Raw genomic sequence first — 8,552 nt, 5'->3', positions numbered from 1 at the left:
GTCAGTGCCGGGCATTGCCCGGCTTTTTATTCAGGGCGCCACCGCGAACGGCGGCGCCAGTCAAACGACGCGATTACAGCGGCTGGTAACGCAGGGTCAGATACCCTGCACGGCCCGGCTGCGTATAGGTCGCGGCGGTTTCATACTCGTTGTCGAACAGGTTGCTGACCCGTGCCTGCACCCGCCAGGCATCACTCAGCCAGTACTCGGCCCGCAGCTCAACGGTGTTGTAGCCATGCAGGTCGCTGGTGTTGGTGGCGTTATCCCAGCGGCGGCCCTCGGCGTGGACGCTCGCACCCAGACCGATACGGCCAAAGCGGCGGTCGACATCCAGGTTGAAGATCTGCTCCGGCACCCGACGCAGCAGCAGGTCGTCATCAGCGCTGCTGGAGCGGTTCTCCGGGTCCTGCAGGGTCAGGTTCGCCTGCCAGCTCCAGCCCAGTTGCTGAGTCAGCACTTCCAGTTCCAGACCGGTGATACGCGCCTTATCGACGTTCTCGGCCATCGACACTCCGCCTACACGGACGCTGGCAATCATGTCGTCGATGTCATTGCGGAAGGCGTTGGCCGACCAACTGCCCCAACGGTGCTGGCCACGCAGCCCGACTTCCAGGTTACGTGAGGTCTCCGCCTCGATAGCCGGGTTGCCATATCCGGGGTAATACAGCTCGTTGAAGGTCGGTGCCCTGAAGGCCGTACCGTAGCTGGTGGTCAGGCTGATGCTGTCGGTTAGCGCATAGCCGTAACCGACACTGCCGGTGGTGTGCTCACCGTATGCTTCGTTATCGTCATGACGCAGCCCCAGCTGCCACTCATGGCGACCTGCCTGCAACAGGTATTGGGCAAACAGACCGTGGTTGTAACGGCTGTCTTCCGGGTAATCGACGCTGCTGCTGATGCTGTCCTGCTGCCAGTCATAACCGACGGTCAGCAGCTGATTGGCGCTCAGCGCCAGGTCGTTCTGCCAGCTTGCACTGTCACGGCGCGTGTCGTAGCGGGTATCGAAAATACTACCCTTGTAGTTTTCGTTCTTGTCCTCGCTGCGGCCAACCTGCAGAGTGACATCCCAGAACGACGACGGCGCAAATCGTGCGCGCGCGCCATAGGCCCTCAGCACACTGTCGGCGTTGGCCTTGTTGCCGGAGTCGTAATCGTTGTGCGACTCAACCTGCAGCAGATTGGCATCCAGCAGCAAGCCGTTGGCGAAACGGTAGCCGCCGGACAGGCTGGCCGACAGTTCACGGTAGCCGTCGTGGTCCTTCTCGCGGGATGGCCGCGCATCGTAGCCCTCGGTATCCAGACTGCTGATACCCAGGTTGAACCAGGCATTGTCATCGCCACCGGAGACACCGGCGGTACCGGCGCGATGCTGGCGACTGCCAACAGTGGTCGAGAAATACGGCGTCAGACCATCACCGCCTTTGCGGGTAAAGATCTGCACTACACCGCCAAGGGCCTCGGAGCCATACAGGCTTGAGCGTGGGCCGCGGACGATCTCGATCCGTTCGATCTGCTCAACTGGCAGGTTCTGCAGTGCAGCAACGCCCGAAGTCGCCGAGCCGACACGCACGCCGTCGATCATCACCAACACGTGCTTGTCGCTGCTACCGCGAATCTGCAGCGAGGTGCTCTTGCCCGGGCCGCCATTGTTGATGAGGTTAACCCCGGTTGCACGGCGCAGCAGCTCTTCGGCCGTATTGACCTGCAGGCGCTCGATATCGGTCCGCTCGAAAACCGTAGTGGCGGCAATATTGCTGGCGTGACTGGTCCGGGTGGCGGTCACGACATCGCGACCGAGATCCACAGTGCTGGCGAAAGAAAGGGAGGACAGGCCAATAAGGCCCAGCGCCAGAGGGGCGCGTGCAAGGATTGTCATGCTGCTTGGCTGCTCCGTCGTACCGACCCGTACGACATTGTCTGATCGGGACAGGCTGGAGCGGCAGGAACACGGCATGAACACGGGGAGGACGCCGTACACCTACAGCGCCCACCGCACTGTCGTGAAAGGCATCAGGCCGGTCTCCGGGCTTGCGACTGGACGTGAGTCCGACTACCTGAGCCTTCCCATGCATTCAGCACAGTGGCGTATTTCAGGTGCCTCGCCTTGCTGGCGGACGTCGCTTACCGTTGCGGGGGCAGCGCCGGAATTGTCTGCTCTGGCAGACGCACCGGCTTCCCAGTTTCACCCTCCTCGAATTGGAGGGAACCTGAAGCGAGGCAGAGAGTAGTGACCGGCCTAGGCCATGTCAACTGCCTTACTGCCGAATCAGATTGCACCACCATGGCACGCAACTCGCACTACCGCGGTGCAGGTCACACTGATTCAACCGGCCGTGCTGCTGGTGCCCTTGAGCATGTCGTTGTAGCTCAGCACCGTACGGGCAACCTCGGCCAGACGCTGATTGCGCTCCATCGCTGCATTCTGCAGGGCGCGGTAGGCGTCTTGCTCATTGAGGCCATGCTGCTTCATCAGCAGCCCCTTGGCACGCTCAATCACCTTGCGCTCGTTAAGCGTCTGGCGGGCGTCCTCCAGTTCATCCTGCAACTGCTGCAGGCGCGCCGTCTGCTCGTGCAGCAGATCCAGCAGCGAACCATTGACCTGCCCGCCAGGCGCCTCGCTGGGCAGACTCTGAAAGTCGGTCGCCTGCACGTTATAGAGTTTGACCGCCGGATCGGCACTGCCGTGATCCAGCTTGTCCAACTGGCGCATCAATCTTCGCTGGTTATCCAGATCGGCCTGCGCCTGCGCGATCTTCTCTGCACACAACTTCTGCAGATGGACAGCCAACTGATCCTCGATCTGCTTCATCGCATCAATGCGCTGGGTGGTCAGCTCAAACCAGACATCGCCCAATGAGCCCTGCACCCGTTGTTCGGTACTGGTGCGCTCGGCCATCTGCCGCAGGCGCGCAATCTGCTCAAGCAACTCGTCAGCACAGAGCGTCTGCCACAATGCCAGTGACGGCGCGTCTGCCGCCTGCTGAAAGCTCTCAAAGCAGCGCGCCTGACCATCCTGCAGAAAACGCAGCTTGCCCTGCACCGCCGGATCGAAGTAACCGGCCATAAACCCCGCGACCCCTGTCGCCCGCTCCTGCCCGGCCAGCTCCTTGCCCTGCATGAAATTGAACAGCGCAACCAAAGCACGCGTTACCCGCGGATCGACCGCCGTATCAGCCGCATCGAACACCACGGCCAGCAATCCCGCGATCTGCCGGGAAAACAGCCGCGTGGCTTCAGCGGCCGACAGCGACTCGGCGCGCACGCGCTCACGCAGCCTGGGCAGACCGTCCAGACTATGCAATACATAAGCAATACGCGTGAACAGACGGGCCTTGTCGGCGCCGACGCTGCTTTCCGGGTGGATCTGCTCGAAGGCCCTGCGCACAACAATTTCCTGCTCGGCGGCCGCCTCACTGAGTGCATCAAGGGACTCGCGATGGCTATCAGCCTCACCGCCCAGGCAGAAATTGGAGTAACCTCGTTCACGCTGCAGCGCATGCACCAGGCGGCTTACCTCGGTAACCAGCGCACAGGTCAGCGACAGGGCCTGCAAACCTTGCATTTCGCTGCGCCGCGCTGCCAGCATGAAGTCCAGCGCTGATGACATGAATGTTTCCCCGCCACGGTTGATCTACCCACATTGAGCAAGACCTATGCCAGCCGGGCGGTTCACATCACAGAGAAATCGTTCTATAACCACGAACACTGCTCGAACCTTTTACCGGAGGGATACATGTTCGAACCGGGCCATCTGCATATCAGCCGTATCCGCCTGCTGCCATCCGACACCGGGTTCAGCCTCGACATCCGCTACAGCATCGAAGATCAGCGCAAAGGCGTGGACTTCACCGTCGATGGCACAGTAAACGACAACGAAATTCACGAGCGCTTTTCGCTGCCGCGTGATACCGCTTTCAACTTCGCCAGCAATGTCGACCATATTCTGCGTCGCCACGGCGTATTGACGCCGGAATTCATGTCGCTGACAGCGCATCATGAATACGACGCCATGTTTGAGGACATTCGCGGTCGACTGCACGCTTGGAACGGCGAGCCGATTGACCCGAGCCATCTGAAGTAGCGCCGAGTCAACCCGAAAAAAAGACACAAAAAAACCCCAGTTCTTGCGAACTGGGGCTTCTTGAATAATGGCGCAGCGGACGGGACTCGAACCCGCGACCCCCGGCGTGACAGGCCGGTATTCTAACCAACTGAACTACCGCTGCGCATCGTTCTTCCGGCTGCTGGAAATCGACCTCAAGTCGCTCACCTTGTCCGTCTGAACTGGCGCGCATTTTATAGATTCCATCAACCGAGTCAAGCACTTGCAGAAGATTTATTGAAAATATCTTCAGCACTCCCGTGCAGCCCTCAGTTCATCTGCACCGCCTCCCTTTCGGTCGCTGACACGGTCGGCCGTAACCACAGCCGACAGACCGCTGGCACCACCAACAAGGTGAGTACCGTGGATGCCAGCAGGCCGGAAATAATCGCCCAGGCCATTGGCGGCCATAGTGTCGAACTGGAAAATGCCAGCGGCAGCAGTCCGGCGATGGTAGTGGCCGTCGTCAACAGAATCGGCCGGGTTCGACGCACCACCGCATCAGACACCGACTGATCAATCGTTCTGCCCTGCGCCAAGCCCTGATCCACCACGTCGATCAGCACAATCGCGTTATTGACCACGATACCAACAAGCGCGATAACCCCAAGCAGCGACTGGAAGCCAAACGGCACACCGGAAAACACCAATCCGGGCAGCACGCCCGCGCTGGCAAGCGGCACCGTCAGCAGCACGATGCCGAGGCGCTTGAACGAATTGAACTGCAGCAGCAGGAAGAACAGCAACAACAGAATACCGATGGGTGCCGTGGTAAACAGCGCACGGTTGGCATCGCCAGAGCCCTCACTGTCGCCGCCTATTTCCAGCCGTGTACCGACCGGCAATGCCGCCTGGGTGAGCCTTTCCTGCAGCGCCTGCAGAACCTGACTGAAGCTGTAGCCCTGCTCCAGGCCGGCAGTCACCGTCAGCACGCGCACGCCATCACGCTGGCGGATACTCGCTGGCTGCCAGGCGGGCACCACTCTCGCCACGGCAGTCAGCGGCACGGCCTGCCCCTGTGCATTAAACACGTTGGCAGACAGCAGTCGCTGCAGGGATTGCTGACTGCCCTCGTGGGTGCGTAACAAGATCGGAATCGGGTCCAGCTCCTGGCGATATTGCTCAACCGTCGTTCCGAGACTCTGGCGGAACAGCGCCTGCGCCACATCGGCCCGGTTCAACCCGAAGCGCTGCGCCTGCGCATCGTCCACCTCGATCCTGACGGTCGGCACCCCGAGGTCGATATCGTGGCGCACATCCACCGCGCCCGGCACCTGCTTGAGCAGCGCGAACAACTGCTCCGCAGCGGCAATACGCTGACGGTCGTCCGGATGGTAAACCCGTAACTCGACCGGTGCCTCGCGCGGCGGCCCCTGCCCCAGGGTTGTCGCCACTACATCCAGCTCGGGCCATTGCTCTGCTACCCTATCGCGCACCCAATGGATCAGCGGCCTGGTGTCAGCGAGTGATCGGGTATTGACCACCAGGCGTGCCCGATTGGGGGCCTTCGGATACCGGTTGAGGTTGTAGTAAAAACTGGGGCCGGTGGCGCCAGTGAAACGGTGCACCGAGAGCACTCCGGCTTGCCTCATGAGCTGAGCCTCCAGCGCTGCGGCGACCTCGGTGGTGTAATGCTGGTCGGTTCCTTCCGGCATGAACAGCTCGACCACGACCTGCGCACGATCAGCATTGGGGAAGAACTGCAGTTTGACCAGCGGAACCAGCGCCAGACTAACCGCAACCACTGCGGCGCCAAGCAGCAGCATCCCCTTCGGTGCACGCTCACTGAGCCTTGCCAATCCCGCTGAAAAACTTTCCATTCGGGTATTCATGCGTACTGGCGCAGGCCGCAGAAAGTACCCGGCCAGCATCGGCGCCACGCTGATCGCGAGTAGATAACTCACCAAGAGCGTCAACATGATCATGACCGGGATACCACGCGTGAAGTCTGCCGTGCCCCCCTTGGATAGCAGCATGGGAGTGAAAGCCGCCAGTGTCGTCGCAGTAGAGGCGCCCAGCGGCCCCGCCAACTCGCGCACAGCATTGAACGCAGCCTGCCAGCGGGATTCGCCAGCGTTCAGGCGGTCCTGGATGTTCTCGACCATCACAATGGCGTTGTCGATCAGAATACCCAGCGAAATCACCATACCGATCACCGCGATCTGGTGCAGAATGCCACCGCCAAGGTCGTACAGACCGAGACTGATCAGCGCGACCAATGGCAGCATCGCCGCCACCAGAACCCCCATCCGCCAGCCCATCCCCAGCAACACCACAGCGACAATGATCAACACACTGCTGAGCAGGTTCTGCTCCAGGCCATCCAGCCGCTCCTTGACCTGATCGGGCTGAAAGAACATTTCATCGATCCGCAGCGGTGCGAACTCGGGGCGCAGCGTATCCAGCCGCGTACGCAGCTGTTCGCCAAAACGAATCGCGTCCACCTGGCCCCGCTCCAGAATCAGTCCGACCAGAACACTCTGATCGCCGTCAAACCAGGCCCGTTCACCAATCGGCTCGACCGGACCGCGCCAGATATCAGCAATCGCGGCCAAGGGCACGCTGCCACCCTGCGGCAACGGGATCTGGGTTGCCTTCAGCGCGGCCAGATCAACGAACTCACTGTTCGGCAGCACGCCCAGGCGCTGGGAGCCAACCACCACGAAACCACCTGGAATGACCTGATTGCGCTGAGCCAGCAGGCCTGACAGCATCTGCGGCGACAGACCCAACCTGCTCAACTCCGCATCGCGGAGCGCGATGGTGATCTGCTCATCGGTGTCACCATACAGCTCGACCCGCGCCAACCCGGGGAGATCCATCAACTGCCGCTTGAGGCGCTCGGCCTCATCACTCAGGCGCACCACCGAGGCATCGCCACGCACCGCCAGCACAACCGCCGGAATGTCCAGCAGTCGGTCATCCAGCTCCATACTCCGCACCCCGTCAGGGAACGAGAGCTGCGCCCGGGTCATGGCCTGGCGCACGCGATCCCAGGCCGCATCGGTGTCGTAGATCGTGTCATCCAGCATGACCGAGACCAGTGCCACGCCGGTGCGCGCAGTAGCGCGGATGAAATCGACCTCGGAGACTTGCGACAACTCATCCGACAGCGGCTCCAGCAGCAGCCGCTCCACCGACTCTGCCACGGCTCCCGGATAGACCACTGTGATCAGGCCTGCGCGGTATGGAAAGCTGGGGTCTTCCTGCCGCGCCATCGTCAGGTAGGACGCAATCCCGAGCACCGCCAGCATGACGACCACCATGCCCAGCAGCCGTGGGCGCATCAGCCGTTGCAGGTTCATGGCAGCAGCTCCACGGTGTCACCGTCAGCCAACCGACTGATACCGGCATACACCACCTGATCACCAGCGCTGAGGGGCCCGTCTCGCAGCAGGGCACGCTCACCCTCAAAGCCGTCGACATCAATGGCGACCCGCTCCACACGCTGATCAGTCAGGCGAAATACTGACAAACCGGCTGCAGAGCGCATCACAGCGGCCAACGGCACGCTCAGGGCTTCCGCATCAGCCGGCTGCAGACCGACCTCAAGCGCATCGCCAGCCTGTACCGGCCCGTCCAGACCGACAACCAGCGGATACAGCACCGACCCCAGCGAGGCGCCGCGCCCAAGCTCGGCCACCCGCCCCGATAGCGGCTGATCTGCCAGCACCGACCAGACCGGCACCGGAGATCCAACTACCAAACCGTTCAGCAGCGCTGCGGGCACCAGCACCTCAACCTCCATGCCGTCGCCAGCAGCCATCTGCAAGACCGGTTGACCGGCAGCAACAAACTCACCCGGCTCGACCATCAAGGTCTCGATACTGCCGTCAAAGGGTGCTCGCAGACGGGTCTCACCGTTCAGTTGCTCACTCTGCTGCAGGCTGGCGCGGGCGCTGCGCACACCGGCCTCCAGGGCAGCAAGACGCGCCTGTTGCTGCTCCTGATCAGCCTGCGAAAGCACGCCGCGCTGGAACAGTTGCTCGGCTCTTCGCAAATCCCGACGTGCCTGTGCGGCCTGGGCCTGCAATTCGGCCAGCCGGGCACGCGCCGCATCACGTGCCGGTCCGAGCTGCGGGTTGTAGAGCGTTGCCAGCACGTCCCCTGCTTTGACCGCCTGACCGATCTCTACAGGCCGCGTTGCCAAGGTCCCTCCGACCTGAAAGGTCAGGCTCGCGCGTTGCCGAGCCCGCGCGCTACCGGCAAAGCGTAATGCTTGCTGCCCTGCACCGGCCGCAACCTCTGCCACCCTGACCGGAACAGCCACCGGTGCAGCAGCACCCGGAGATTCCCCGCCCTCGCCACGACAACCGACAACCGCCAAGCCAGCGACTGCCGCCAGGACCCACAAGCGGCAGCGCCGCCCTTGCCAACCCGATGCTCTGACCATCATCCTGCTCCCGGAAAGATAAATCTCATTAACACTTTGTCAGACATTGACATATTG

Annotated in this window: 5 protein-coding genes, 1 tRNA gene and 1 riboswitch; of the genes, 1 reads left to right on the top strand and 5 read right to left on the bottom strand. The window is 61.9% G+C overall.

The features are described from left to right. Positions 1-73 precede the first annotated feature (73 nt). Both btuB and C1949_RS11845 read right to left on the bottom strand, forming a co-directional pair. Complete coding sequence (gene btuB, locus C1949_RS11850; RefSeq protein ID WP_104738673.1) at positions 74-1,876, bottom strand: TonB-dependent vitamin B12 receptor; 1,803 nt, start codon at positions 1,874-1,876, stop codon at positions 74-76. Positions 1,877-1,996: 120 nt separating this feature from the next. Beyond that, a riboswitch (cobalamin riboswitch) is annotated at positions 1,997-2,226 on the bottom strand. 97 nt (positions 2,227-2,323) lie between these two features. Further along, positions 2,324-3,607, bottom strand: a complete 1,284-nt coding sequence (locus tag C1949_RS11845; RefSeq protein ID WP_104738672.1) for a nitrate regulatory protein — start codon at positions 3,605-3,607, stop codon at positions 2,324-2,326. A 126-nt stretch (positions 3,608-3,733) separates the two neighbouring features. Between C1949_RS11845 and C1949_RS11840 the strand changes: the two genes are divergently transcribed. Continuing rightward, the gene (locus C1949_RS11840; RefSeq protein ID WP_104738671.1) at positions 3,734-4,081 is read left to right on the top strand and encodes a DUF5064 family protein; all 348 of its coding nucleotides are present in this window, start codon (positions 3,734-3,736) and stop codon (positions 4,079-4,081) included. A gap of 68 nt (positions 4,082-4,149) precedes the next feature. Here the strand turns inward: C1949_RS11840 and C1949_RS11835 are convergent. From C1949_RS11835 to C1949_RS11825, 3 genes are all read right to left on the bottom strand, one after another. Beyond that, positions 4,150-4,226, bottom strand: a tRNA-Asp gene (locus tag C1949_RS11835). Between the two features lie 145 nt (positions 4,227-4,371). Then, positions 4,372-7,407, bottom strand: a complete 3,036-nt coding sequence (locus tag C1949_RS11830) for an efflux RND transporter permease subunit (RefSeq protein WP_104738670.1) — start codon at positions 7,405-7,407, stop codon at positions 4,372-4,374. After that, on the bottom strand, positions 7,404-8,495 hold the full coding sequence (locus C1949_RS11825; RefSeq protein WP_104738713.1) for an efflux RND transporter periplasmic adaptor subunit: 1,092 nt from the start codon (positions 8,493-8,495) through the stop codon (positions 7,404-7,406). The genes C1949_RS11830 and C1949_RS11825 overlap by 4 nt, the downstream gene beginning before the upstream one ends. Between the last annotated feature and the right edge of the window lie 57 nt (positions 8,496-8,552).

The organism is Halopseudomonas oceani (assembly GCF_002903165.1).
Taxonomy (GTDB): Bacteria; Pseudomonadota; Gammaproteobacteria; order Pseudomonadales; family Pseudomonadaceae; genus Halopseudomonas; species Halopseudomonas oceani.
The sequence above is the reverse complement of the archived record's forward strand: the minus strand, read 5'-3'. Positions and strand labels throughout refer to the sequence as shown.

What these genes read in the sequence shown, in the direction of transcription:
- btuB (WP_104738673.1), bottom strand. Translation starts at nt 1,876, where the DNA reads ATGACAATCCTTGCACGCGCCCCTCTGGCGCTGGGCCTTATTGGCCTG.
- C1949_RS11825 (WP_104738713.1), bottom strand. Translation starts at nt 8,495, where the DNA reads ATGGTCAGAGCATCGGGTTGGCAAGGGCGGCGCTGCCGCTTGTGGGTC.
- C1949_RS11840 (WP_104738671.1), top strand. Translation starts at nt 3,734, where the DNA reads ATGTTCGAACCGGGCCATCTGCATATCAGCCGTATCCGCCTGCTGCCA.
- C1949_RS11845 (WP_104738672.1), bottom strand. Translation starts at nt 3,607, where the DNA reads ATGTCATCAGCGCTGGACTTCATGCTGGCAGCGCGGCGCAGCGAAATG.
- C1949_RS11830 (WP_104738670.1), bottom strand. Translation starts at nt 7,407, where the DNA reads ATGAACCTGCAACGGCTGATGCGCCCACGGCTGCTGGGCATGGTGGTC.